Here is a 23,926-nt window from a genome sequence, read left to right as displayed (position 1 = left end):
AGCGAATGAGAATCGGCGTAGTTAACGACATGCCGATGGCGGTTGAACTTCTGCGTCGACTGGTTCTGTTGACCGGCGAACATCAGGTCGCGTGGATCGCGACTAATGGGCGTGAGGCGGTCGAGGTCTGCAGACGTGATCTGCCGGATCTGATACTCATGGATCTAGCGATGCCAGAGATGGACGGCGTGGAAGCGACCCGCAGAATCATGGCGGAAACCCCGTGCTCAATCTTGCTGGTGACCGCCAGTATCGAAGCCAACCTCGCCGGCGTCTACGAAGCAATGGGTCATGGCGCGCTTGACGCAGTCGATATTCCGTCAGTGGGCATCGAAGGCAACGCGTCCTCGCAATCCGCCCGGCTTTTGACGAACAAGATACTAACGATAGGCAAGCTGATCGGTGATGCGCCTACCCAGGCAAAAAGGCGGATGTCACGTGCGGCTGAGCCGTCAACTCGACGCCTGATAGCAATCGGCGCCTCTGCGGGCGGGCCGGCTGCCGTTGCCGCAGTCCTGAGCGCGTTTCCCGTTGATTTTGGCGGCGCGATTGTGCTCGTCCAGCATCTCGATGCTCAGTTCGTTCCAGGCCTTGTTGATTGGCTAGGGCAGCATACGCGTCTCCCGATCCGTCCGGCGGGGGAAAGGGATAGCCCTCAAGCGGGCACCGTTCTCGTTGCCAGTTCTGCGGATCATCTGGTTTTCAAGTCAGCTCAGCAACTTGGCTATACGCCCAGCCCCAAGGACAATGTTTATCGGCCGTCCGTAGATGTGTTCTTCGAAAGTGCGGCGCAATGGTGGCCTGGCCCGGTGATTGGTGTTCTGCTCACAGGCATGGGCAGGGATGGTGCGCGCGGGCTGAGACAGCTCCGTGACAAGGGGCATCTCACAATCGCGCAGGATAGAGCAACCAGTGCCGTCTATGGCATGCCGAAGGCCGCCGCCGACATCGGCGCGGCTGTTGATATTCTTCCTTTGGGTGCGATCGGCTCACGTATAATCGAAGCCTGCGAGCGCTCCACGTGAAAGGCCCCTTCCGATGACGCAAGAACCAGAGTTGGTCCCGCCACTCGCAGATAACTATTCATCCATGGTTCTGCTCATCGATGATCAGATCATGGTTTGCGAGGCGGTCAGGCGCGCTCTAGCCAACGAGCCCGATATTTCCTTACACTTCTGCACCGACCCGTTGAGAGCGATGACGGTCGCGGATGAGGTAAAGCCAACCGTTATCCTGCAGGATCTCGTGATGCCAGGGGTCGATGGGCTGCATCTGGTGCGAGAATACAGGAAGCATGCGTCGACACGCGCGGTGCCAGTCATTGTGCTGTCGAGCAAGGAAGATCCAGCCACCAAGGGCGAAGCCTTCGCTGCGGGCGCGAACGACTATCTCGTCAAACTGCCGGATCGTATCGAGTTGATTGCACGCATTCGATATCACACGCGGGCCTATCTGGATCACGTCCAGCGAGACTCGGCACACCGAGCGCTGAGGGAAAGCCAGCGACAGCTGATCAGTGCAAATCTAGAGCTTGAACGTCTGACGCGGATCGATGGCCTGACGGGTCTCGGCAACAGGCGCTATTTTGACGAATATCTGGCGGCTGAATGGAAACGCGCTTTTCGCGCACAGTCCCCACTGTCGCTGTTGATGATCGATGCCGACAACTTCAAACGATACAACGATACCTATGGCCATATGGCCGGCGACGATGTGCTCAAGCAAATCGCCCGCGTAATCCAGAGCGGTTCCGGCCGCTCCACCGATCTCGCTGCGCGGTACGGAGGCGAAGAGTTCGTCATCGTGTTGGTCGACACTATACTGGAACAATCCAGTGCGATCGCCGAGCGGCTCGTCCAGAGCGTGCGGGAGTTGAACATACCCCACGGCCCGGATCGCGTGACCATCAGCGTCGGCGTCGCAACAGCGGTGCCCACCGAGAACGAGACGCCAAACGATTTCGTCAATGCCGCCGATTTGGCTCTGTTTCGTGCCAAATCGGAAGGACGAAATCGTGTTGCGCTTCATATGTCCCGCAGCTAGAGAAGCTCACATCTCAGTCAACGAAGCGCGCCCTGTTCGATTTGAGGACGACCTTGGCAAAGTCGGGCACTTCAAGACCTTGGCGCACGAGCGCATCAAGTGCCTGCTCGGACGCCCTGATGGCGGCGAGCCGCGCCAGCACAGTCTCAGCCTCCAGGCGGGGGACCACGGCGATACCGTCCCGGTCGCCGACCAGTATGTCTCCCGGCGAGATAGTCACTCCTCCAAGCACCACCGGGAATCCGACCGTGCCTGGACCATTGCGCGCAGGCGAATTCGCAATGACCCCGGCACAGTAGACCGGCAACCCGACAGCCTCGATCCCGACAACGTCGCGCACGAGGCCATCAGTGATGAAGCCGGCGACGCCCTTGTTGCGCGCCATGCCGAGCACGAGATCGCCAGTTACCGCCGTACCGGCAAAGCTGTCGGTGGAAGCGACGATGACGTCGCCACTTGCTGCGGCATCCAGTGCTCCAAACAGGGCGAGGTTGTCGGCGGGGCCGCAGTGACAGGTCACGGCGACGCCGACCATCGTCGCAGTAGCTGGCGACAGTGGCTTGATCGCATAATGCAAGGCGCCGCGTCCCCCCATCGCGTCTACGACCTGGCTAACCGGCACGCCCGCAAAAGCACTGATGATTTCTGCTGCGGGCCGTTCGAAACGGCGCTTGATGGTGAGCAGTGGTGGGTCTTCAATCATGTAGCGGCCCCATTCCCTGAACGAACGAAATACAGTCCGGCCCGAGGTCGCGCAGGCTCCGCGCGCCCATCAGTCCCATGACGCGGTCGATCTCCTTGCGGTAGAGTTCGAGCACGTGGCGTACCCCCTCCTCGCCGGCGACCGCGAGCCCCCACAACTGCGGCCGCCCGATCAGACAGCACGAGGCGCCGAGCGCCAGCGCCTTGACGACGTCGGAGCCTCGCCTGATGCCGCCATCGATAAGCACCGGTATGCGGCCTGCGACAGCCGCGACAACCGCCGTCAACGCGTCCAGCGATGCGGCGGCGCCGTCAAGCTGACGGCCCCCATGATTGGATACGATGATGCCGTCGATTCCCCGCGCTACAGCCTCGGCGGCTTCGCTGGGATGCAGGACGCCTTTCAGCAACAACGGTCCGGACCAGACAGTGCGCAGCCAGTCGACATCGGCCCAGGAGAGTCCGGGATCGAGCATTGCGGCCATGCGGCCCGCCAATGCACCGACCGTCGCCGTATCCCCGGGGCGCGCGTAGTTGCCGAAGGTCAGTTTCGGGAGTCGGGTGCGCATACGAAGAAGCCACGCCGCCTTGGTGGCGGCCGCGAGGGTTCCGGCCAAACCGAAGCGCGGCGGGATGGCAAAACCGTTGCGGATGTCGCGTTCACGGTTGCCAAGCATCTGGTTGTCGATGGTGAGCACCAGCGCGTCGTAGCTTGAGGCACGCGCCCGATCCACCATTTCTCGGGTGAAGCCGCGATCGGTATAGACGAACACCTGCATCCACCGTGGGCTACTTCCGGTGGCTGCTATATCCTCCAGCGTGCAGACGGATCCGTGGCTGGCGCAGTAGAATGTCCCTGCGGCCGCTGCGGCTCGGGCGGCTGCGCGCTCGCCGTCGGGCCAGAACAGCCCAGCCAGGCCGGTTGGCGCGATGCCCAGCGGGATGGCAAGTTTCGCGCCGAAGAGGTCAAGGGAAAGGTCTCGCGTCGTTGCACCGTTGAGTGGTCGCGGCAGAATGGCAACCTCGTTAAAAGCTTGCTCGTTCCGGCGCAGCGTTCGCTCATCCTCGGCACCGCCATCGGCGAAGTCGAACACCGGGCGTGGCAAAGTCCGCCGCGCGGCGACGCGGACCGCGGCCACGCTGTACAGGCACTTCAACGCCGCCATCGAAGCAGACGATGCCCCACCGCCGGCACCGCGGTCATCGCCTGTGTTTGAGGCAGACGAGGAGCTACTCACGGTTGCTTTCCGCCGATGCGACCATGATGCGTCGGTCCACCGCCTCCCGGAACACGCACGCAGGAGAGTGTTCCCTCAAAGGAGGGATCGCTGCCGGTCGCCAGCACGCCGGCATTTGTCACCCAAAGCATCTCGCCCGAGAAGACGCAGTTGGTCGTTGCCTTGCCGCAGACGAAGAAACCCTCCGCTGTCCCGTTGGGCTTCAGAACGTGAATGCCGTTGGCGGCAATATCCGTGACATAAAGGCGGCCATCGGCTCCGACCTTCAGCCCGTCCGGGATCGGATTGGCCCCAGGCAAGCGGCCCAGGTCTTCGACGCAACCATCCGGACGCTGCCGCTTGACGCGACCCGTATAGGACTCCCCCCAAATGATCGAGCCGTCGGCTTCGATCGCCACACCATTGGGGAACGTCGGCTTGTCGAAACCGAGAGCAAGGTACGCACTGCCGTCGGGGTTGACGGCAAAGATGTAGCTTGGGTCCGGGTTCCCCGGGTTGTATGTGCCGGGATCGCTGAAGATGAGCCGGCCGTCAGCAGCAAATACAAGATCGTTTGGCCCATTGAGCCGAATGCCTGCGACTTCGCTTAGCAGGATTTCCGGCTTTCCGCCTTCGGCAACCCGCTGGATGGATGGTGTCGTCATCTCCGCGGCCCGCCAAGGTCCGGTCGTGCCGCCGTTTTGGCAGACATAGAGCAGGTCATCCGATCCAAGAACACAGGCGTTGGGCGCTCCGGCAACATACGCTAATTGGCGAGCACTTCCGTCGCGATCTATGGCCGTCAGCTGGCTTCGATAGCTTTCGACGATGACAATTCGGCCATCGGGCAGCACCGTCGGGCCCTCGGGCCAGCCAAGGCCGGTCGCGACAACCTCGACGGCCAGCTTTTCAACCTCGTTCATCGTGCGACCCCCAGAACGGCAGCCTATCAAGATTTGTCGGGTATAATCCAGCCTGGCGGTCTCCGGACCCGGCGACTCAAAGATAGCTTGGCTGACGTGCGCGTTGCTGGGGCCCCCCTAAGCCGCCCCCCCCGGCGCCGGTGAACCCCGACGGGCGGAGGCCTATGGCTACAGCGCGAGCCGATCGGTGTCTACATAGCTCGGTAGCATTGGCTTGCTCCTCCAGGTCGCGTGGCAGGATTAGGTGCTGCTGAGGCCAGCGTGCACGAACAAGTGCAGGTGGAGAAGGTTGATTCTCAGTTCCTCTCCCTCTAACACTCACAAAGTCCAACAATTCTCTGCTCCGCTGCCAGGCGCTCTGGAGCCGAGCGTTTGCAGGGCGTGCGTGTGGCCAAAAGCTGGGGAGCGCCGCAGCGCCCAGGCGTGCAAATTGCTCTCTGAACGCCGATCCTTCTCCGAAGCTGGGGAGTAGCCCCAAATCCAACAGCAATATCATGCCTCAACGGCGGTTTTGCCACTGCCAGTTTTGCGGTTCGCTCGCCTGTCAAAAGGGACAGTCTTTCGGGTCACGATCCGGAGTGGGTTTGCCAAGGCTCCCGGAATCGAGGTGGCCCACTTTTGCGTCGGGGCTCCGCCACTCTTCAGATCAACAGCAACCAGCACCAATACGCACCAATCACCATTTGCACAGCGAACGCGGTGAACCTGACACTGACCGCGAGTTGGCTGGTTGAGACGAGGTGGATCACCGACTGCACTATACGTGCGCCTAACATCGTGGAGGCCAAGGGATCCGTGACATCTGTCTTTGAAATGATGATCGCGACTCCGAGCAGACCTCCGAAGATTGGAAGCCCTTCAATGCAGTTGGCGTGGGCACGGGCTAACCTCCGCATAAACGGGGAGAGGGCCCCGTTATCTGGCGTAAAGCCGTTTGCCGGGACTTGCCCAGAGATCACCAGGTAGCTCCGGATAACTTCCATCACGATCAGCAGGGCCAGCGCCCAGGAGATGAAGCCAGTCAATGCGTAAGCACTCGCCGACATGTGCCGTCCCCGTTGCTAGCACTCTAGGTCGTTGTAGCCGATCAACTAGTCTAACGCTATTCGACGAGGAGGGGCGGCGTGTAGGGGGCCGGGACCAGTAAGTCCGCTTGTGGCCAGTTAAGAACGACAGAGGCCGATCTCGACCCACATCAGCCATGCGGCAGCATCCGGTTTCGCACAAGGCTAAGCCATGAGGGCAATGTCTTGAAAACGACGTGGTTGCATTATCGCTGTCCAGTAGGCCAAGCATGCTCGCATTCGAAACGCCAGTCGAATACGCTCAGCGAAGCTTTGAGCTAGGGAGGCAGGACAACCGCACATGGAGCGAAGGCTTACCGCGATCCTTGCTGCCGACGTGGTCGGCTACAGCACGCTCATGGGCGAGGATGAGGTCGGCACGCTCGAACGACTGAAGGGTTGCCGTCGAGAACTGGTCGACCCCGCGATCAAGGAATTCCACGGTCGGATTATCAAGCTCATGGGAGACGGGGCGCTGGTAGAATTCGCCAGCGTCGTTGATGCCGTCCAGTGCGCTGCCGCGATTCAGCGCCGGATGGCTGTCCGAGACCAGGGCACCTCCGACCCCCGCCACATCCGGTTTCGCATCGGCGTCAATCTCGGTGATGTCATCGTTGAGGAAAATGACATCTACGGCGATGGCGTCAACATCGCCGCACGCCTCGAGGCTATGGCCGAGCCGGGGGGTGTATGTATCTCCGGAACCGCATTTGATCATGCCGTTCACAAGGTTNGGCGATGGCGTCAACATCGCCGCACGCCTCGAGGCTATGGCCGAGCCGGGGGGTGTATGTATCTCCGGAACCGCATTTGATCATGCCGTTCACAAGGTTGATGTCGGCTTTGCCAGTCTTGGCGAGCAGCGCCTCAAGAACATCGCCGATCCGGTTCGCGCCTATCGACTGCTGCTGGATCCCGCAGCATCGGGAAAGGTCACGGCCGCGCCACACCGGCCGAGCTCGCGCGTCATCATCCTGGCAGGCGCCGCCGCCTTGGCGATCGCCGCGATTGCGGGCATTTTTGCATGGCAGAAGTTCTCAGTGCCATCGCGGCCANGGTTCGCGCCTATCGACTGCTGCTGGATCCCGCAGCATCGGGAAAGGTCACGGCCGCGCCACACCGGCCGAGCTCGCGCGTCATCATCCTGGCGGGCGCCGCCGCCTTGGCGATCGCCGCGATTGCGGGCATTTTTGCATGGCAGAAGTTCTCAGTGCCATCGCGGCCATCGGTTGCCGTGCTGCCGTTTGCAAACCTCGGCGGCGATCCAGGCCAGGACTATTTCGCTGACGGCATCACCGAGGATCTGATCACCGACCTCACCAAGCTGTCCGGTCTGGACGTCATCGCGCGCAACTCGGTGTTCGCCTACAAGAACAAGCCTGCAGCGCTGGCGGACGTCGCGCGTGACCTTGGCGTCCGCTTCGTTGTCGAGGGGAGCGTCCGCCGCACCGGCGAGCAGATCCGCCTCAATGCCCAACTCATCGATACGGCAACGGGCGACAATCTGTGGGCCAACCGGTTCGACCGTGGCATGGCCGGCGTGTTTGCCGTCCAGCACGAGATGAGCGGCGAGATCGCCAAGGCGCTTGGCATGCAACCTTCGGCAGCGGAAAGCGAGCGCATGGCGCGGCCGCCGACCGAAAACCTCGAAGCCTACGATTTCTACCTTCGGGCCGAGCAGNGGTCTGGACGTCATCGCGCGCAACTCGGTGTTCGCCTACAAGAACAAGCCTGCAGCGCTGGCGGACGTCGCGCGCGACCTTGGCGTCCGCTTCGTTGTCGAGGGGAGCGTCCGCCGCACCGGCGAGCAGATCCGCCTCAATGCCCAGCTCATCGATACGGCAACGGGCGACAATCTGTGGGCCAACCGGTTCGACCGTGGCATGGCCGGCGTGTTTGCCGTCCAGCACGAGATGAGCGGCGAGATCGCCAAGGCGCTCGGCATGCAACCTTCGGCAGCGGAAAGCGAACGAATGGCACGCCCGCCGACGAGCAATCTCGAGGCCTATGATTACTATCTACAAGCCGAGACGGCGTCACGCAGCGTCCTGCAGGCCGGGCTGCGGGAGGCGCTTGCGCTCTACGACAAGGCGGAGGAGCTTGACCCCGCCTTTGCCGAAGCCTTCGCGGCCGACGCGCGCACCACAGTCTATATCTGGCGGGAGGCCTTCAACGACGTCATCCAGAGCGCGCCAGCACGAAAGAGAGCCTATGAGAAGGCGAGCCGAGCTTTGGAACTCGACCCTGACCTTTCGTCGCCCTATGCTATTCTTGGGATCATGCAGGTCGTGAATCGCCGCTACGAAGATGCGATTGCCTCTGCCAAGAAGGCTGTTTCAATCGGTCCGGGCGATGCAGAGGCGCAAGCAGCCCTTGGATATGTTCAGTTATACGCCGGCAATCATGCCGAGGCAGCTACTGCGGTCGAGACGGCGCTCAGGCTCGACCCCGACCTCTCAGCGATCAACCGGGAAACTGCTGGGCTGGTTTTTCTGCTCCAGGGCAATGTCGAGAAAGCGATCGAGACTCTCGAGCACACACGCGACGATGCGTCCACGGTTGGCAACTTTCGGTTTACGCTCGCTGCGGCGTATGTCCGCGGCGGCCGCCTACCGGATGCGAAAGCCGCAATCGCCGAGGGGCTCCGCCTCGTAGCAGGGTCCAGCTACGTGGACTCTTTGGCTGGGTGGGAGATGACTCATGCACATTTTCGGAATCCGCAGGATCTGGCGATACTCGTCGCCGCACTGCGCCAGGCGGGCCTACCCCAATGGCGCTTCGGCTTTACCCCGGCCGAACAGGACCAGTTAAAGGGTGCCGAGATCGCGTCCCTCGTCATTGGCCATACACTGCAAGGCCAGATCGAACCCGGTCTCCAACCAGCCTTCCTTCAGATCGGAAGCGACGGCAAGGCGGCCTTCCGCTCTACGACGCGGCTAGTCACCGAGACCGTCTACGTCGATGGCGATCTGTTGTGCGAGCAGAGCGAGAACCTGTTCGGTCGCCCCGACTGTGGTCCCGTCTACAGACGCAACGACGCAGCCGGCAAAAGCTACTCCTATGCCAATACAAGCAAGGTGTTTCACTTCACCGTGGTTCGGTAGACGCACACGCGCGTTTCAATGATAGTGATCGAGCTCCAAATTGGCCGCGACCTTCGGCCAGTTGGCATCGGCTTTCGGGATATTTTCAGCTGCATGCGCGGCGAAATCATCCGCATTGTCGACGTCGTAGATCAGGTAGAGCTTGCCGTCGATAATCTTGAATGCCTCAGGATCGACATTGACCGTGACCCCTCCGCCCACGACTTCGCCGGCGCAGTACCCGCCATATTGAGGAGCGTACTTGACCGGTTCGCTCATGAACATTTCCTGGTGTTTCTTGCTGGCGAAATGCCAAGGTGTCCCCAGCCATTCATAAGTGAACTCTTCGGAGCCCTTCACGGCCTTGCCGTCAGTGAAGTAAGCGACCGTGTCGTAGCCCATGATCGCCACACCACCAAAATAGCCGGTGTTTACCGAATCGTCGGCACATGCCGATCCCGCGCCGGCGACCACAGCTACCGCGACCAGGGCAGCCGTCCCCAAACTCCGAACCAGTCGTGGCTTGATCATCGTGCTCATCTGTATCCTCCGTTAATCGTGGATCTCGGCGCACTTCGCCGCGTTCGCCTCGCCAAGAATTTTGGCTTGGCAGGTAGCACCATGGCGTTTGAAAAGTCGTATGATATCCGTGTTGCCCTTCCAGAATGCGCGCGTTATCGGCATGTAGCCATGCCCCTCGGCATGGTTCACATTGGCACCTTTCGCAATGAGGAACTCGGCCAGTTCAATGTGGTTCTCCTCGCCGGCCACCAGCAACGGCGTAGCACCCGCCTTGTTGGCGGCATCGTCGAGCACCGCGCCTTTTTCCAGCAGCAGCTTGGCGATCGGCAGGCTGCCCGAGAAGGCCGCCGCATGAAGCGGGGTAAAGCCGCCCGAGTTACGCGCCATGATGTCGGCACCCTTGGCCAGCAAGAAGTCGGCGATTTCCGGCTGGTTATCGAGCGCTGCAGCGATGAGCAGCGTTGCCTGGTCGCGCGCCCGGCTGTCGACGTCGGCACCGCCTGCCAGGGCTTGCTCCACGGCACCCTTGTCGCCGGCGGCGATGGAGTCGAACAACTGCTCACCTGCGGCTGCTGTTGTAGCCGCCAAAACCAGCATTCCAAGTGCCAGCAATCCGCGCATTGTGCAAGGTAGCATATTAGCTTGTGGTCATACAAGCTGTCCTGGGCACATCAGGTGGATCCAAGGCGGACGGCGCGGCCAGACATAGCGAACGCGGCCCAGGGCGGGAAGGCGTTAGTGCTACTGGCTTCGTCAGTAGGGGCACCGGTCCAGTCTGAATTTTGAAGAGCGTCGATTACCGAGGCGCCGAGCGGCGTCGAGCGTAACCGCCTGTTGCTCCGTTGGGATAGCCGTTAAGCGCAAAGGTGGCCGTTGGCGGAAGTGTCCGCTTTCGGATGCAACTATGGCTTGCTCAATGACCGACATCGGGCGCCAAGCTGCCCGGCAGCCTTTGGGCCGAATCCGGAATAGCAGCTTTTGGACGCTGCGCCCGGAATAGCTGCCGTTCAGCCAATCAGCAGTGATTGACCGCTTTCGCCCATAAGCGACCCTTCCGCGCCTGATCAGTCGATGCTTGAAGCTGCCATTCGCAGAGTGAAAGCGGCGTCGAGCATGGTCAGAAAGGCGCGCACGGCGGGGTTGGCGCGTCGGCTTGCCGGCCAGAGCACGGTGACATTGTTTCGCTCGACCGCGAACGTGGACAGCACTGGGACCAGTTCGCCGCGCTTCACATAGGGAGCCGCCATGAAGGAGGCGCCTATGCCTATCCCACCGCCGGCTGCCAGCATGATGAGCACGGCATCGCTGGCATCGGCGACCACACCGGAATTGGGCACGATCTCGATTTCACGGTCGCCAATCCGGAAGGGCCAGCGAAAGGCCTGGCCTGTGCTCTGATATCGAAGGTTGACGGTGTCGTGCCCTTCCAGGTGATCGGGATGGGTCGGTGTGCCGCGTTCCTCGAGATAGGCTGGCGAGGCGAAGCAGCAAAGCCGATGGGGTGCGATCTTGCGTGATAGTAGCCGGGTGTCAGCCAGATCACCGATGCGTATGGCGACATCGATCCCTTCCTCGATCATGTCCACCATCTGGTCACCCAGCCTGAGATCGACGATCAGGTTCGAATGGAGCCGACGGAAAGCCGGTAAAGCCGGAGCGATCAGATGCAGTCCGATCGGCAGCGACGCGGCCACGCGCAACGTGCCCGATGGTTCGGAGCGCGCGGTCATTGCCGCCTGCTCTATTTCCTCCGCCTCGCGTAGCAGACGCAGCGCGCGCTCATGCAGGTCGCGCCCTTCGGGCGTGAAGGTGAGCGAGCGCGTTGTACGGGTAAACAGCGACACTCCTAAATGCCGCTCGAGCCGCTGGACGCTCTTGCTGACCGCCGAAGGGGAAATCGACAGCGCGCGCGCCGCTGCCGTGTAGCTGCCCAGCGATCCCGCACGCGCGAAGGCGATGATGCCAGTGAGCCGATCCAAAGTGATATGTTCCACCATGGCATTACTTAGCCGCCATCGGCACCGATTATCAACCGGCGGTCATGCCGCTAGATTCGCTCCAATGACATGGATGAGCGGAGATTTCACCAATGAGCGATAAGATGAAGGCAGTCCGTCTGCACGCATTCGGTGGTCCCGAGATGCTGGTGTACGAAGACGCGCCTAGGCCGGGTGTGAAGCCCGGCGAGGTGCTTGTCCGAGTCCAGGCGGCCGGGCTTAATCCGCCCGACTGGTATCTGCGGGATGGCTATCGCGCACTGCCGCCAGAATGGCGACCCAACGCGTCCTTCCCACTGATTCTCGGCACGGACGTGTCGGGCGTCATTGAAGCGGTTGGCGCTGACGTCGCTGAGTTCAGCATCGGTGACGAGGTCTACGCAATGGTTCGCTTCCCCGATAACTTGATGACGGGTAGCAATGCCTACGCGCATTATGTCAGTGTGCCGGCATCGCATGTTGCGTTGAAACCAGCCGGCATCGACCATATTCATGCGGCTGGTGCGCCGATGTCGCTTCTGACGGCATGGCAGTTCTTGATCGAACTTGGCCACGACGAGCCGAATCCGTTCCAGCCCTTACCGCATGAGCCGGTGCCCCTCGACGGCAAGACGGTGCTCATCAATGGTGCCGGAGGCGGTGTCGGGCATCTGGCCGTCCAGTTGGCGAAATGGCGGTGCGCGCGCGTCATCGCGGTGACATCGGCCAAGAACGAGGCGCTGATGCGCGATCTCGGCGTGGATCAATTCATCGACTACAAGACAACCGCGGCGGAAGATGTCGTCCGAGACGTCGACCTTGTCCTCGACGCGGTGGGCGGCGCGGACATGGAGCGCTTCTTCCATGTTCTGAAGCCGGGCGGCGCGCTGTTCCTGGTCAACCCACTGGGCTTCGCTGGTCACGAAGAGACAGAGAGGCTGGGGATCACGGTCTCATCCACACAGGTTCGATCCAATGGCGCGCAGTTGGCAAAAGCCGCCCGCCTGCTCGACGAGGGCCTTGTGCGTGTCGTCATCGACAGCACATTACCGCTGGCCGAGGCATCGCGCGCACATGAGCGCGCCGCCGACGGCAGTATTCAAGGCAAGATCGTGCTGGCCGTCTGAATTGTTGCTTTCAGTCGCCCGACCATCGGGAGTGCAGACGGTCGGGCGGGATTACGCCGTTCAGCCGACGAAGACCACCGACCGACGTCCGGCTAAATCGTGCTCGACTACAAGTGCCGCGATGGCTGCCGCGATCTTCGCGCCGCCTTGCACTGACGGTTCGATAGGATTGGCGAAGTCCGCGTCCTCATTCGATACCAAGCGCAGGTCGACGAGCGGCAAACCGCGCGAGAACGCCGCCCGGGTGATGACGTCGTTGAGGACCGTCAGGGCAGTTGCGGCAAGTCTACGACGCTGTGGGTCGGGAAAGCGCGCCTGGTAGATCGTGCAGATAGCGGTGGGTAGGTTTTGGCCCAGCGCCCCCTCGAGCATCGTACAGTAGTCGTGCTCGAATTCCTCCCGGACATCGCTGATCCTGTCCAGAACCTCGGCCACCGAACGGGCCCCCTGCTCCAGAATCCCTGCATGACGAAGAGCATCATTGCCACCGACGCTGACGACAAGATGGCTAGCATCCTGGGGGAGCCGTTCAAGCTGCCGCTCGACGCCGCTTGTGACGGCGCCGTCGACGGCGTTTAGCGTTGCACGCCACCCCTCCGGCAAGCGCTCCCGCAGCTGTCGCACTAAGTCGGGCCCGCGCGCGACATAGGCAGCGTTGTCAAAGATCGAATCCCCGAGAAGGACGACGTGTGGCATCGGATGCTCCGTTGAGGCCTCTGCCAATGCTGCATCAGCAGAGGAGGTAAGGTGGTGGGTTGTGACCGCGGCAGCGAGCACGGTCAGGAGATCACGGCGAGTCAGGCCACCTACAGAACGGAACGGCATCTCAGCCGTCCAGGAACGCCAGAAGCGCGGCATTCACCGCGCTGGCCTCTTCACGCTGTACCCAATGCGTCGCCTTCTCGAACGTCTGCAGGCCCCGATCGTTGCAAAGGGCCAGACTGCGCTCGGCCAGGCCATATTCCAGAGCTTGGTCCTGCATCCCCCACAGTACCAAGGGTCGGCGTCGTGATCCGCTCCTTCAGGCTTGGGCGGAAGCGCAGCGCCCGATACCAGTTGAGCATGCCGGTTAGCGCCCCCGGCCGTTCCCAGGCCTGCCGATACTCTGCGATTTCCTCCGCCGTGAAGGCATCTGTTCGGCTGGATTTGATGAGCGCCCGTGCCAGCAGAGCCGAGCGCCCTGCCCCCAGAAAAGCCTCCGGCAGCAAGGGGAGCTGGAAGAAGGCCGCATAGCTGCTCCGCAGGAACTGGGTCGGAGATCGCAAGGAATGGGCAAGCAGCACCTCGGGATGGAGCGCGTTCAGGATGACGAGCCTTTCCAGGCGGTGCGGCAGCTTTGCGCCTGCGGCCCAGGCGACGATACCGCCCCAGTCATGACCGACGAGGTGAAACCTTCCGATGCCGAGCGCGTCGGCGATGGCAACGACATCGCCGACGAGCTTCGGGAGCGTGTATTCACGGATGGCTTTCGGCTTGTCACTGGTGTTGTAGCCCCTCTGGTCGGGAACGATGACCCGGAATCCGGCGGAAGCGAGCGCATCGATCTGCCGTCTCCAGCCGATCCAGAAGTCGCCGGGAGCAGTCTGTCCCGGTCCAGCCGCTAGGCTGGCAGCAGCGGATGCGTCGATCAAAGTGAATATCTCGCGGAGTTGACGAGGAGTTCTGATAAGCAAGTTTCAATTTCGCGCTTTTTCCCGCAAATTCGAGAGCGTGAGGAATTGAAACCATTCGTTGATTAATCAGGCGTTTTCGCCGGCCTGTCACGCCGGAGGTCGCGGGTTCGAGCCCCGTCACTCGCGCCATTTCTCCTCAGGAGAAATGTGACATAATCGTCTAGAACATGGTCTTGCATGTGGAAATTCAGATCCGGTCGGATCTGAATTCGGTCTCTCCCGCAACGACGTCACCCCTTGGCCAGCAGCGCCTCGACCTCCTGCAGCGTCGGCATGGAGGGCGCCGTACCCGGCCTTGTCACCGAAATGCCGGCGACGGCGCAGGCGAAGCGGACGGCTTGCAGCGGCTCCACGCCTTTGGCGAGTGCGGCGGCCAGGCCGCCATTGAAGGCATCGCCCGCACCGGTAGTTTCGACCACTGCGCCGGCATTGACCACCGGGACATGGTCGGACCGAGCGGCCGTGTGCAGCAGCGCGCCTTTTTCGCCGAGCGTGATGATGACCGAGCCGACGCCTTTTTTGAGCAGGCTGTCGGCGGCGCGGCGAGCGTCGTCGATCGAAGAAACCTTGATACCGGTCAGTTCCTCCGCCTCGGTTTCGTTGGGGGTCACATAGTCGCACAGCGTGTAGATGCGGTCCGGCAGCTTGGCCGCCGGCGCCGGATTGAGAATGGTGGTCACCCCTGCCCCGCGCGCGATCTCGAGTGCGCGCAGTGCCGCGTCGATCGGCTGTTCGAGCTGGGTGACGAAGACGCCGGCTCCACGGATCAGGCCGGCATTGGCCTCGATGTCTTCAGACGAGATCAGCATCGCCGCACCCGGGCTGACGATGATGGCGTTGTTGCCGGTTGTCTCCTCGATGAAGATATAGGCCGCGCCGGTATAGCTTTGCGGCGTCTCGATGACGGCGGATTTGACGCTCGCCTCTGCCCAGGTCGCCTTGGCCATGTCGGCGAAAGCATCGACGCCAAGCCGGGTCAGGAAGGTGACGTCCGCGCCGAGCTTGCCTGCCGCCACCGCCTGGTTCGAGCCCTTGCCGCCCGGTCCCAGCTTGAAGGAATTACCAAGAATGGTTTCACCCATGCGCGGCTGTCGATCGGCCCGGTAAGCGGTGTCGGCGACGAAAACGCCCAGAATGACGACAGGCTTGCCCGACGCCATGGCCCTACTCGGCGTCCGGCGGCACGACGCCCTTGCGAAAGGCGAAGCAGCCATAGAAGCGGCGCTCGCCGGTCTGGATGACGCAATAGGCTTTCTTGGCGCGCTCGTAGAAGGCGTAGCGCTCGACCGAGATCATCGGCCAGGCCTTGCCCTCGGCCTTGTCGATCTCCTTCTGCACCTCTTTTTGCACCGGCGGGATCTCGTCCGGCTTGCCGACGATCTCCATGCGCGCGGCCGCATCGTCGACGAAAGTGTCCAGCGGATAGAGCGACAGCACCGCCTTGACCACATCGGCCGCCGAGGCGTCGATGTGCAGCAGCTTGCCGAGCACGGTCTGCTTTGCCACCGAATCGGCGGGGAAATTGGTGTCGGCGATGATCAGATCGTCGCCGTGTCCCATTGCCCTGAGCGCCTGGAGCACATCGGCATTGAGCAATGGGTTGATCCCTTTGAGCATGGCAGTCCTCGTCAAACAGGTTTGGTCAAAGTCGATTGGAAATCAGAGCCGGTTGCCGGTCTCGGCGTCGAAGAGATGGACCTGGTCGAGGCGCGGCTTGAGATTGAGCGTGTCGCCGGGCTTGAAGTCGTGGCGCTCGCGAAACAGCGCCACCATCTCGCCGCTGTCGCCGAAGCGCACAAAGACCAGCGTTTCGGAACCCGTGGGTTCGACCACCGAGATCTTTGCCGGCACGCCGTCGGGATGGATTTCGAGATGCTCGGGCCGCACGCCATAGACCACGGCCTGGCCCTCCTTGGCGGCGCTGCCGGCCGCGACCGGGAACAGCGTGCCTGCTATCTCGACCTTGTCGCCCTTGCGCACCACGCCTTTGAGCAGGTTCATCGACGGCGAGCCGATGAAGCCGGCGACAAACAGATTGGCCGGCCGGTCGAACAATTCCAATGGCGCGCCGACCTGCTCGATACGGCCATCGCGCATGACGACGATCTTGTCGGCCATGGTCATGGCCTCGATCTGGTCGTGGGTGACGTAGATGGTGGTGGTCTTCAGCCGCTGGTGCAGTTCCTTGATCTCGGTGCGCATCTGGACGCGCAGCTTAGCGTCGAGATTGGAGAGCGGCTCGTCGAACAGGAAGACCTGCGGATTGCGCACGATGGCGCGGCCCATGGCGACGCGCTGGCGCTGGCCACCGGAGAGCTGGCGCGGATAACGTTTCAGGTACGGATTGAGGTCGAGAATGTCGGCGGCGCGCTTGACCCGCTCGGCGACCACGGCTGGATCGGTCTTGCGCAGCTTCAGCGCGAACGCCATGTTCTGCTCCACCGTCTTGTGCGGATAGAGCGCGTAGTTCTGGAACACCATGGCGATGTCGCGCTTGGCCGGTGGCAGATTGTTGACGATGCGCTCGCCAATGGCGATCGTGCCGCCGGAGACGGTCTCCAGCCCGGCCACCATCCTGAGCAGCGTGGACTTGCCGCAGCCCGACGGGCCGACCAACACCACGAACTGGCCATCGGCGATATCGACGCTGACCTCGTGCAGGACCTTGACGGTTCCGAACGCCTTGGCCACATTGCTGATCGCGACTTGAGCCATCGTCCCCCCTTTTCTCGCGGTGAAGCTAGCCATTGCCAACGGCAAGGGCAAGTCGGTATGTTATCGATAAAAAGCCATTCGTGTTGACAAGGTAATCGATTACGCAAATATTAGCTGTTGCCAATCCGGCAGTCGGATTTTTATCCGAAAATCGGAGCTCCAGGCGACGCAGGGTGGGGTCCCACGTCCCCGTATGATAAAGGAGAACCGCCGACGTTTCGGCGTCGGAGGGATTGGCATTTTAATTCACGACTGTTGTTCTGGGAGGAATAGATGAGAGTCGGTCTGTACGAAAAACTCGTCCGCGCGGGTGCCACCCGGCGTGACATACTCAAAGGCGCGGCCTCGATGGCCGCGATTGCCGCCGCATCGGGCGCTGGGCTCGGCGCTTTCACCCGCCCGGCTGAAGCCGCCAGCGAGCTACGCTCCAAAATTCTGCAGATCCCCGGCGTCGGCAAAGGCCAGCCGACGGATGCCGACTTCCAGAAGGTAGGCGAACTCTGCCTGGAAGCCACCAAGGCCAATGTCAAGGAAGGCGAATTCGCCGGCGTCGAGCTCACCTTCATGGGCCTCAACAACCAGAACCTGCACAATGTGCTGTTCCGCGGCTTCCTGAAGCCGTGGGAGGCCTATACCGGCGCCAAGATCAGCTGGATCGACCTGGCGCAGGCCGACTACAATGCCCGCCTGCAGCAGTCGATCGCCACCGGCACCGTCGACTTCGACATCATCGAGATGGGCGCGCCCTTCGAAGGCGATGTCTGCGGCAAGGGCCTGACCTCCGAGATGCCCGACTGGGTCAAAGAGCAGATCGACATGAAGGATGTCGTGGCCTACCTGCAGCCGCCGGTCGGCACCTGGGACGGCAAGCAGTACCGGATCACCGTCGATGGCGATGCGCACAACTTCAACTACCGCACCGACGTTTTTGCCGATGCCGACCTCGCCAAGGCGTGGAAGGACGGCGGTGCGACCACCGAATGGGGTGTGCCGAAGACCTGGCAGGAAGTCCAGGCCGTCACAAAATTCCTCAAGGGCAAGAAGTTCAAGGACCAGGACGTCTTCGGCTATCTCGATGCGCCCAAGGCCTGGGGCGGTTTCGGCTTCTACTTCCTCGGCAGCCGCGCCACCGCCTATGCCAAGCATCCCGACGACAAGGCCTGGCTGTTCGATGCCGACACGATGAAGCCGCGCATCAACAATCCGGCCTGGGTGCGCGCCATCCAGGACGTCATCGACGCGCTGCCGTCGGAGCCCGCCGACCAGATCAACGCCGACCCGAACACGACAGCCTTCCAGCAGTTCCTGGCCGGCACCGGTTCAATGGTCACCTGGTGGGGCGACGTCGGCTCCAACGTCAAGACCAACGATAGCTCGGTCATCGGCGACGTCACCGGCTTCTCGATCCTGCCGGGATCCGACGACGTCTACAATGCCAAGACCGGCGCCTGGGACAAACTCGCCAGCGGCCCGAACTATGCGCCAAACTGTGCCTATCTCGGCTGGGGCGTCTATGTCATGGCCCGCGTCGATACGGACGAAAAGAAGAAAAAAGCGGCATGGTCGGCCGCCGCTCATCTCGGCGGCAAGGACCTGTCAATCTGGACGGCGATGTATCCGTCCGGCTTCCAGCCCTACCGCAACTCGCATTTCGACATTCCCGAATGGGTGGCGGCAGGCTACGACGAGGCGTTCATCACCTCGTATCTGAAGTCGGAAGCCGACAGCTACAACCATCCGAACGCGGCGATCGAACCGCGCATCCCCGGCATCTTCCAGTACTATTCGGCTGCCGAGGACATTCTGGCCAACACATTCGCCGGCAAGATGAAGGCGCAGGAAGGCGCCGACGCCATTGCCGCGGCCTGGGAGAAGCTGACCGACCAGATCGGCCGCGAAAACCAGATCAAGCTCTACAAGGCCTCGCTCGGCGTGTAGGCTGATCCTATCGTGACAACAGGTCCGGCGGTGCAAGCCGCCGGACCTGACCGGCTCGGGCCGGTCGCAGGCTTGATTTTTTAAACGGACGGGGACGCGTGGCTGACCAGACCACCAATGCATGGCCGGCCAACGCCGGCCCAGCCGATCTGATCTCGCCGGCCCGCAAGCGGGCGGGTTTTGCCCTGATGGCGGCCGCCACGCTTGGCCTGCTGGCGGTGATCGCGTTTGAGATCCTCTACAAGAACGAGATCACCACGCTCGGCTTCGAGACCTGGCGTCCCATCGTCTATGCCTATGTTCTGTGGGGGGTGGCGCTCGGCATCGGCCAGGTGCTGACGCGCGGCGAGGACGGCCAGCGCGCGCTGTTCCTGCTGCCGGCGCTGCTGTTCACCATCGCCATGGTGATCTTCCCGACGCTGTTCGGCTTCTATATCGCGCTGACCGACTGGAACCTGTCGTCCTTTTCCGGCCGCAAGTTCAACGGACTCGACAATTTCTGGCAGATGCTGGCCGATCCCTACTACCGCAACGCGCTGTTCAACATGGTGCTTTATGTGCTCGCCGTGCTGGTTGAGTATGTGATTGCCTTCGGCCTGGCGCTGCTGCTCAACGCGCAGATCCGGGCGCGCAAATTCTTTCGAGTCGTCTTCCTGATGCCGCTGATGCTGTCGCCGGTCGCGGTATCCTGGATGATCGGCAAATCGCTGATGGAATACCGTTTCGGGCCGGCGGCGACGCTGGCGCGCCATCTCGGCTGGGAAAACCCCGCCTTCTTCTCCAACCCGATCACCGCCCGCATCTCGATCATGGTGCTCGACGCCTGGACCTTCATCCCGTTCATGATGATCATGCTGCTGGCCGGCTTGCAGGCGATGTCGCGCGACGTGCTGGAAGCGGCGCGCGTCGATGGCGCCACGCCCTGGCAGACTTTCTGGCAGGTCACCTTCCCGCTGATGCTGCCGGTGTCGGTCACGGCGGTGATCCTGCGCATCATCTTCAAGTTGAAGCTCGCCGACATCATCATCACCGTGACCTCCGGCGGGCCCGGCGGCGCCACGGATTCGGTGTCGAGCTTCATCTACCGCGAATACCGCGACCGTTCGAATGTCGGCTACGGCACCATGCTGGCGATGGCCTATCTCGTCATCATCGTCGTGTTCGTGACCTGGCTGTTGAAATTCGCAAATCGCTTCGTGCGCAACGTGAACTGACGAGGCACAATGAGCGTCCAGACCACCGACTATGCTGCCTCGGAAATCCGCTCACCGCTAGGTTTTCTGGCCAATCGCATCTTCATCTATGGCGCGCTGGCGTTCTGGGCCTTCATCTGCCTGTTCCCGATCTACTGGACGATCACCACCTCGTTCAAGACCGCGGTCGACGTCACGCAAGGACACCTCATCCCGTTCGTCGACTTCCAGCCGGACTGGAAGGGCTGGCGCTCGCTCGGCCTGTCGCCGGATTCGATATTCCAGACCTCGACGGTGCGGGAGGAGTTTTTCAAGCGCTTCATGAATTCGGTCATCACCTCGGTCGGCGCTTCGAGCCTCGCCATCGTCATCGGCAGCCTCGCCGCCTATGGGCTGACCCGGTACCGCTATCAGTTCGCCTGGTTCAAGAACGAGGACATCTCCTTCTTCTTCCTGTCGCAGTTGATCCTGCCGCCGGTGGTGCTGGCCCTGCCCTTCCTGGTGCTTTACCGGGAAGTCGGTCTGCTCGACACACGCATCGGCCTGATCCTGCTCTACACGCTGATGGTGCTGCCGATCGTCATCTGGATCATGCGCGACCAGTTCAACTCGATCCCGGTCGAGCTCGAGGAGGCAGCGCTGGTCGACGGCCTCTCGATCTGGGGCGCCTTTTTTCGCATCGTCATGCCGATTGCGCTGCCGGGCATGGTCGCCGCCTTCATCCTGGCGATGGTGCTGTGCTGGAACGAGTACTTTTTTGCGGCACTCCTGACGTCGACCGACGCCAAGACCATTCCGGTGATGGTGGCGAGCCAGACCGGCTCGCAAGGCATCAACTGGTGGTCGATGGCGGCGCTTGCCACCGCCGCGATCGCACCGCTGGCGGTCATCGGGATTGCGCTTGAACGCTATCTGATCATGGGCATGACGGCGGGGGCGGTGAAGTAGGCGAGAGGCGGCGTGCCCCTCTACTGTTGACCTCGGCGGGACAGCACCCCCCTCTGGCCTGCCGGCCATCTCCCCCGCAAGGAGGGAGATCGGCAGCTTTGGCTGCATCGCTTTTCTTGCGACGTAGGTGATTGGCGAAAGCGGAAATGACATCTGATCTCCCCCCTTGCGGGGGAGATGTCCGGCAGGACAGAGGGGGTGTGAAGGATCGCTACAGAGCGACTTTGTCTGCTAGCGCCCCAATATCGCCCTCAGGTGATCCATGATCATCGCCACACCCTTTCGCCCCAGCTCCGCCGAGGCCTCCGGCGCACTCGCCGTGTACCAGCTTGTATTGTCCGCGAACCGCCCGGCATCGACCGCTTCCGGACACAGCGCCAGCATCAGCGACGTCTCGCCGATGCCGGCGTGATCGAACGGATACTTCCCGTTCATGGCAGCCGACATGAGCGGGTGCACCTGCACCCAGTTGAAGAAATTCTCGCCGGCGGCGTGCCCGGCATAATAATCGGCCATTTCGTCTGAGCCCCACCAGCCCTCGCCGCGCTGCTTCTCGAGGAAGCGGAAGATCGCCTGGCGGCCGGCGGCCTTGAAGGCGAGATCGGTTGGCATGCCGGCGGCAAAGTTCTCGGTCTGGTGGTGGATGATGGCGTTGATGTTGCGAAAGCCGATGCGCAGCAGGCTGTAGAACAATTCTTCGGCGAACGGCGCCAGCTGGTTGCCGCCGACCTGCACCGAGCCGTTGCCTTCGGGTGCTGCCACCACATAGCTCGCCGCACCGTAGTAGAAAGCCGGCAGGATGACGATGTCGGCCTCCTTCTCGTAGAGCTCCAGCGTCTTGACGACGGCCAGCGTGTCCATGCCGACAGCCATGTGCTCGCCGTGATATTCGAGCACGCCGAGCGGGAGAGCGACCGGCCAATTCTCGGCGATCGCCTTGCGGATCTGGTGCGGCAGCATCAGTTCGTAGCGCATGATCTATTCCATGTTGGTGTGGCGGGCGCGCATGGTCTCGGACGACTGGCCGGTCAGCGCCTTGAGCTTCAGCACCATCACCTCGAACAGCAGGAACAGCGCCCCTTCGAAGACCGAGCCCATCGGCAGCAGCGATGTCTTTTGCGGCCCCTGGTCGCGCGCCATGGTCTGCGCCGGGATCAGCAAGGTGAAGTCGGCAAGCGCGACCGCACTGCTGCCTGCCTCGGCGGTGAGCAAAAGCACGGTGGCGCCGGCCTGGCGGGCGACTTGCATCAAGGTAAGCACCGTCGTCGTCTCGCCCGGGCCGGAACTGACCAGGAAGACATCGGCTGGGCCAAGCGGTGGCGTGTTCATGTCGCCGACCACCGACACCTCAAGCCCGAGGTGATAGAGGCGCATGGCGAAACCCTTGAGCTGCAAGGCCTCGCGGCCGCAGCCATAGACGACGATCTTTTGCGCGCGGGCCAGGGTTTCGCAGGCGGTGTCGATGCCGGCTTCGTCGACGCGCGCCAGTACGGCGCCCAGCTCTTGCAGGGCGGTCGAAAACATATCCGAGCTGGCATTCGTCATGAGAGTCCCATCTGTCCGGCTGGGTTTGTGGCCGGTGATTTCGGGTTGCGCGCTTTCGGAAAAAGGCTTGTTTTTGTTCATGCTATCACCGCGAAAATGCCTGTCCAACGGCCATGGCGGCTTTTGCTGAGCCAGCGGCGTGATAGTGTCATGTCAGACAATCAATCCAGGAAATCAGCAAGACATGAAGACACGGCATTTCGACCGCATCGGCAATGGCGGCCTGGACTTCACCGAGCTTGGCTTCGGCAGCGCGCCGCTCGGCAACCTTTACCGCGCCGTCCCCGACGCGGATGCCAACGCCACGCTGGAGGCGGCGTGGGCGACCGGCTGCCGTTACTACGACACCGCGCCGCTCTATGGCCTGGGCCTTGCCGAAACACGGCTCAATGCCTTCCTGCGCGGCAGGAAGCGCGACGATTATGTGCTGTCGAGCAAGGTCGGTCGCCTGTTGCGCGCCTGCCCGCCGGAGGAACGAACCGGCATCGGCAAGTTCTTCGACACACCGACGCGCAAGGAGGTCTACGACTACAGCTACGACGGCGTCATGCGCTCGTTCGAGGCGTCGCTGGAACGGCTTGGCGTCGACCGCATCGACATCCTTTTCGTCCATGACCTCGACATCTTCACCCATGGCAGCAAGGAGGCGTCAGACCAGCGCATCGAGGAATTCATGGCCTCGGGCTACAACGGACTGGTTGCGCTGCGCGACCAGGGCGTGATCAAGGCCTTCGGCGGCGGCATCAACGAATGGGAGGTTTGCCAGACGCTGGCGGAGCGTGGCGACTTCGACCTGTTCCTGCTGGCCGGGCGCTACACGCTGCTGGAACAGGAAGCGCTTGCCACCTTCCTGCCGCTCTGTGAGCAACGCGGCATCGGCATCGTTCTCGGCGGTCCTTACAATTCCGGCATCCTGGCGACCGGGCCGAAGCCAGGCGCCTATTACAATTACTCCGAGGCGCCAAGGGACATCATGGATCGCGTCGGGCGCATCGAGGCCGTCTGCCAGCGCCATGGCGTCAGGCTGATCGAGGCGGCGCTGCAGTTTCCGCTGCTGCACCCTTCCGTGGTGTCGGTCATCCCCGGCGGCCAGCGGCCGAGTGAAGTCGAAAGCAACCGCGCCCTGCTCGATGCCAAGCTGCCTGCGGCGCTGTGGGCGGACCTCAAGCAGGAAGGCCTGATGCGCGCGGATGCGCCGGTGGGCTGAAGGCTCGCCTCAGCGGGCTGACGGCCTGCCGCCATCGAGGCAAAAGAAAA

Annotated in this window: 22 protein-coding genes and 1 pseudogene; 9 read left to right on the top strand and 14 right to left on the bottom strand. The window is 62.2% G+C overall.

Features of this window, described 5'->3' with window-relative positions; translation table 11 throughout:
• Positions 1–5 precede the first annotated feature (5 nt).
• Both X733_RS145010 and X733_RS145015 read left to right on the top strand, forming a co-directional pair.
• Entirely contained in the window at positions 6–1,025 is a 1,020-nt protein-coding gene (locus X733_RS145010; protein ID WP_023705673.1) for a chemotaxis response regulator protein-glutamate methylesterase, read from the top strand.
• 64 nt (positions 1,026–1,089) lie between these two features.
• Complete coding sequence (locus X733_RS145015; protein WP_023669440.1) at positions 1,090–2,043, top strand: PleD family two-component system response regulator; 954 nt, start codon at positions 1,090–1,092, stop codon at positions 2,041–2,043.
• 13 nt (positions 2,044–2,056) lie between these two features.
• Here X733_RS145015 and X733_RS145020 read toward each other — a convergent pair whose 3' ends face one another.
• The 4 genes from X733_RS145020 to X733_RS145035 form a co-directional block, all read right to left on the bottom strand.
• On the bottom strand, positions 2,057–2,746 hold the full coding sequence (locus X733_RS145020) for an aldolase (protein ID WP_023715423.1): 690 nt from the start codon (positions 2,744–2,746) through the stop codon (positions 2,057–2,059).
• Positions 2,739–3,911: an alpha-hydroxy acid oxidase gene (locus X733_RS145025; protein ID WP_050588691.1), complete on the bottom strand. Its 1,173-nt coding sequence runs from the start codon at positions 3,909–3,911 to the stop codon at positions 2,739–2,741. Before X733_RS145025 ends, X733_RS145020 begins: the two co-directional genes overlap by 8 nt.
• Before the next feature lie 68 nt (positions 3,912–3,979).
• The gene (locus X733_RS145030) at positions 3,980–4,885 is read right to left on the bottom strand and encodes an SMP-30/gluconolactonase/LRE family protein (protein WP_023819371.1); all 906 of its coding nucleotides are present in this window, start codon (positions 4,883–4,885) and stop codon (positions 3,980–3,982) included.
• Positions 4,886–5,526: 641 nt separating this feature from the next.
• Positions 5,527–5,931 (bottom strand): MAPEG family protein, encoded by a 405-nt coding sequence (locus X733_RS145035; RefSeq protein ID WP_023819370.1) that lies wholly within the window; start codon positions 5,929–5,931, stop codon positions 5,527–5,529.
• A gap of 319 nt (positions 5,932–6,250) precedes the next feature.
• On the opposite strand from X733_RS145035, the pseudogene X733_RS1000000168420 reads away from it, so the two are divergent.
• Both X733_RS1000000168420 and X733_RS0135235 read left to right on the top strand, forming a co-directional pair.
• Positions 6,251–6,679: pseudogene (locus X733_RS1000000168420) on the top strand (adenylate/guanylate cyclase domain-containing protein); the annotation flags it as partial.
• A 979-nt stretch (positions 6,680–7,658) separates the two neighbouring features.
• A complete protein-coding gene (locus X733_RS0135235; protein WP_050588689.1) occupies positions 7,659–9,053 on the top strand; it encodes a tetratricopeptide repeat protein in 1,395 nt (464 codons plus the stop codon).
• Positions 9,054–9,068: 15 nt separating this feature from the next.
• Here X733_RS0135235 and X733_RS145045 read toward each other — a convergent pair whose 3' ends face one another.
• The 3 genes from X733_RS145045 to X733_RS145055 form a co-directional block, all read right to left on the bottom strand.
• Positions 9,069–9,572, bottom strand: a complete 504-nt coding sequence (locus X733_RS145045) for a YHS domain-containing (seleno)protein (RefSeq protein ID WP_023707420.1) — start codon at positions 9,570–9,572, stop codon at positions 9,069–9,071.
• A gap of 12 nt (positions 9,573–9,584) precedes the next feature.
• On the bottom strand, positions 9,585–10,175 hold the full coding sequence (locus X733_RS145050; RefSeq protein ID WP_023695862.1) for an ankyrin repeat domain-containing protein: 591 nt from the start codon (positions 10,173–10,175) through the stop codon (positions 9,585–9,587).
• A gap of 443 nt (positions 10,176–10,618) precedes the next feature.
• Complete coding sequence (locus X733_RS145055) at positions 10,619–11,551, bottom strand: LysR family transcriptional regulator (protein ID WP_023819368.1); 933 nt, start codon at positions 11,549–11,551, stop codon at positions 10,619–10,621.
• Between the two features lie 92 nt (positions 11,552–11,643).
• Between X733_RS145055 and X733_RS145060 the strand changes: the two genes are divergently transcribed.
• Entirely contained in the window at positions 11,644–12,657 is a 1,014-nt protein-coding gene (locus tag X733_RS145060) for an NADP-dependent oxidoreductase (RefSeq protein ID WP_023819367.1), read from the top strand.
• A 60-nt stretch (positions 12,658–12,717) separates the two neighbouring features.
• On the opposite strand, the gene X733_RS145065 is transcribed toward X733_RS145060, so the two are convergent.
• The 5 genes from X733_RS145065 to ugpC form a co-directional block, all read right to left on the bottom strand.
• The gene (locus X733_RS145065) at positions 12,718–13,353 is read right to left on the bottom strand and encodes an SGNH/GDSL hydrolase family protein (RefSeq protein WP_023819366.1); all 636 of its coding nucleotides are present in this window, start codon (positions 13,351–13,353) and stop codon (positions 12,718–12,720) included.
• Positions 13,354–13,532: 179 nt separating this feature from the next.
• Complete coding sequence (locus X733_RS01000000166430) at positions 13,533–14,288, bottom strand: alpha/beta hydrolase (RefSeq protein WP_196813751.1); 756 nt, start codon at positions 14,286–14,288, stop codon at positions 13,533–13,535.
• Between the two features lie 272 nt (positions 14,289–14,560).
• Positions 14,561–15,490 (bottom strand): ribokinase, encoded by a 930-nt coding sequence (rbsK, locus tag X733_RS145070; RefSeq protein ID WP_023819365.1) that lies wholly within the window; start codon positions 15,488–15,490, stop codon positions 14,561–14,563.
• Positions 15,491–15,494: 4 nt separating this feature from the next.
• Positions 15,495–15,947 (bottom strand): RbsD/FucU family protein, encoded by a 453-nt coding sequence (locus tag X733_RS145075; RefSeq protein WP_023669431.1) that lies wholly within the window; start codon positions 15,945–15,947, stop codon positions 15,495–15,497.
• Between the two features lie 42 nt (positions 15,948–15,989).
• On the bottom strand, positions 15,990–17,045 hold the full coding sequence (gene ugpC, locus X733_RS145080; protein ID WP_023689461.1) for a sn-glycerol-3-phosphate ABC transporter ATP-binding protein UgpC: 1,056 nt from the start codon (positions 17,043–17,045) through the stop codon (positions 15,990–15,992).
• Between the two features lie 273 nt (positions 17,046–17,318).
• Here ugpC and X733_RS145085 point away from each other — a divergent pair, with 273 nt between their 5' ends.
• The 3 genes from X733_RS145085 (at position 17,319) to X733_RS145095 (ending at position 21,124) form a co-directional block, all read left to right on the top strand.
• The gene (locus X733_RS145085) at positions 17,319–18,983 is read left to right on the top strand and encodes a sugar ABC transporter substrate-binding protein (RefSeq protein WP_023705031.1); all 1,665 of its coding nucleotides are present in this window, start codon (positions 17,319–17,321) and stop codon (positions 18,981–18,983) included.
• A gap of 98 nt (positions 18,984–19,081) precedes the next feature.
• The gene (locus X733_RS145090; RefSeq protein ID WP_023689462.1) at positions 19,082–20,197 is read left to right on the top strand and encodes a sugar ABC transporter permease; all 1,116 of its coding nucleotides are present in this window, start codon (positions 19,082–19,084) and stop codon (positions 20,195–20,197) included.
• 9 nt (positions 20,198–20,206) lie between these two features.
• Positions 20,207–21,124, top strand: a complete 918-nt coding sequence (locus X733_RS145095; RefSeq protein WP_023669427.1) for a carbohydrate ABC transporter permease — start codon at positions 20,207–20,209, stop codon at positions 21,122–21,124.
• A gap of 231 nt (positions 21,125–21,355) precedes the next feature.
• Here the strand turns inward: X733_RS145095 and X733_RS145100 are convergent, their stop codons facing one another.
• Together X733_RS145100 and X733_RS145105 are read right to left on the bottom strand one after the other, a co-directional pair.
• A complete protein-coding gene (locus tag X733_RS145100) occupies positions 21,356–22,099 on the bottom strand; it encodes a creatininase family protein (protein ID WP_023819364.1) in 744 nt (247 codons plus the stop codon).
• Between the two features lie 3 nt (positions 22,100–22,102).
• Positions 22,103–22,669 carry an SIS domain-containing protein gene (locus X733_RS145105; protein WP_023819363.1) on the bottom strand — a complete coding sequence of 189 codons (567 nt, stop codon included), beginning with the start codon at positions 22,667–22,669 and terminating at the stop codon, positions 22,103–22,105.
• Positions 22,670–22,853: 184 nt separating this feature from the next.
• On the opposite strand from X733_RS145105, the gene X733_RS145110 reads away from it, so the two are divergent.
• Entirely contained in the window at positions 22,854–23,876 is a 1,023-nt protein-coding gene (locus X733_RS145110) for an aldo/keto reductase (RefSeq protein ID WP_023669424.1), read from the top strand.
• Positions 23,877–23,926 lie beyond the last annotated feature (50 nt).

Origin of the sequence: Mesorhizobium sp. L2C066B000 (assembly GCF_000502335.1) — a bacterium.
Taxonomy (GTDB): domain Bacteria; phylum Pseudomonadota; class Alphaproteobacteria; order Rhizobiales; family Rhizobiaceae; genus Mesorhizobium.
This window is presented reverse-complemented; position numbering and strand designations above follow the sequence as displayed.

Excerpts from the sequence above, each read along its gene's own strand:
- X733_RS145010 (WP_023705673.1), top strand. The coding sequence starts at position 6 with ATGAGAATCGGCGTAGTTAACGACATGCCGATGGCGGTTGAACTTCTG.
- X733_RS145015 (WP_023669440.1), top strand. The coding sequence starts at position 1,090 with ATGGTTCTGCTCATCGATGATCAGATCATGGTTTGCGAGGCGGTCAGG.
- X733_RS145020 (WP_023715423.1), bottom strand. The coding sequence starts at position 2,746 with ATGATTGAAGACCCACCACTGCTCACCATCAAGCGCCGTTTCGAACGG.
- X733_RS145025 (WP_050588691.1), bottom strand. The coding sequence starts at position 3,911 with ATGGCGGCGTTGAAGTGCCTGTACAGCGTGGCCGCGGTCCGCGTCGCC.
- X733_RS145030 (WP_023819371.1), bottom strand. The coding sequence starts at position 4,885 with ATGAACGAGGTTGAAAAGCTGGCCGTCGAGGTTGTCGCGACCGGCCTT.
- X733_RS145035 (WP_023819370.1), bottom strand. The coding sequence starts at position 5,931 with ATGTCGGCGAGTGCTTACGCATTGACTGGCTTCATCTCCTGGGCGCTG.
- X733_RS145045 (WP_023707420.1), bottom strand. The coding sequence starts at position 9,572 with ATGAGCACGATGATCAAGCCACGACTGGTTCGGAGTTTGGGGACGGCT.
- X733_RS145050 (WP_023695862.1), bottom strand. The coding sequence starts at position 10,175 with ATGCGCGGATTGCTGGCACTTGGAATGCTGGTTTTGGCGGCTACAACA.
- X733_RS145055 (WP_023819368.1), bottom strand. The coding sequence starts at position 11,551 with ATGGTGGAACATATCACTTTGGATCGGCTCACTGGCATCATCGCCTTC.
- X733_RS145060 (WP_023819367.1), top strand. The coding sequence starts at position 11,644 with ATGAGCGATAAGATGAAGGCAGTCCGTCTGCACGCATTCGGTGGTCCC.
- X733_RS145065 (WP_023819366.1), bottom strand. The coding sequence starts at position 13,353 with ATGCCACACGTCGTCCTTCTCGGGGATTCGATCTTTGACAACGCTGCC.
- rbsK (WP_023819365.1), bottom strand. The coding sequence starts at position 15,490 with ATGGCGTCGGGCAAGCCTGTCGTCATTCTGGGCGTTTTCGTCGCCGAC.
- X733_RS145075 (WP_023669431.1), bottom strand. The coding sequence starts at position 15,947 with ATGCTCAAAGGGATCAACCCATTGCTCAATGCCGATGTGCTCCAGGCG.
- ugpC (WP_023689461.1), bottom strand. The coding sequence starts at position 17,045 with ATGGCTCAAGTCGCGATCAGCAATGTGGCCAAGGCGTTCGGAACCGTC.
- X733_RS145085 (WP_023705031.1), top strand. The coding sequence starts at position 17,319 with ATGAGAGTCGGTCTGTACGAAAAACTCGTCCGCGCGGGTGCCACCCGG.
- X733_RS145095 (WP_023669427.1), top strand. The coding sequence starts at position 20,207 with ATGAGCGTCCAGACCACCGACTATGCTGCCTCGGAAATCCGCTCACCG.
- X733_RS145100 (WP_023819364.1), bottom strand. The coding sequence starts at position 22,099 with ATGCGCTACGAACTGATGCTGCCGCACCAGATCCGCAAGGCGATCGCC.
- X733_RS145105 (WP_023819363.1), bottom strand. The coding sequence starts at position 22,669 with ATGACGAATGCCAGCTCGGATATGTTTTCGACCGCCCTGCAAGAGCTG.
- X733_RS145110 (WP_023669424.1), top strand. The coding sequence starts at position 22,854 with ATGAAGACACGGCATTTCGACCGCATCGGCAATGGCGGCCTGGACTTC.